A 334-nucleotide genomic window follows, 5' to 3' on the forward strand; every position below is an offset into this window, starting at 1 on the left:
TCGCCTCCACGGGCGTGGTCCTGGTGCTCGGCGCCAACGACACCGTGAACCCGGCAGCCGCCGAGGACCCGGGCAGCCCGATCGCGGGGATGCCGGTGCTCAAGGTGTGGGAGGCCGAGAACGTGATCGTGTTCAAGCGCTCGATGGCCGCGGGCTACGCCGGTGTGCAGAACCCGCTGTTCTTCCGCGAGAACGCGCAGATGCTGTTCGGTGACGCCAAGGAGCGGGTGGAGGACATCATCCACGCGCTGTGACGAAGCAGTTCGGCACCGCCGCCGCCTCTGCTGGTTCCGTGAGCCGGCAGAGGCGGCGTCGTTCACCTGGACCATCGATC

1 protein-coding gene is annotated in these 334 nt (G+C 68.3%); it reads left to right on the top strand.

Annotation, left to right across the window (positions count from 1 at the left end; all coding sequences use genetic code 11):
- Positions 1-254: NAD(P)(+) transhydrogenase (Re/Si-specific) subunit beta (locus KI686_RS17515; protein WP_237590333.1), on the top strand; the 254-nt coding region annotated here is incomplete at its 5' end.
- Between the last annotated feature and the right edge of the window lie 80 nt (positions 255-334).

The organism is Polaribacter sargassicola (genome assembly GCF_021991835.1).
Taxonomy (GTDB): Bacteria; Bacteroidota; Bacteroidia; order Flavobacteriales; family Flavobacteriaceae; genus Polaribacter; species Polaribacter sargassicola.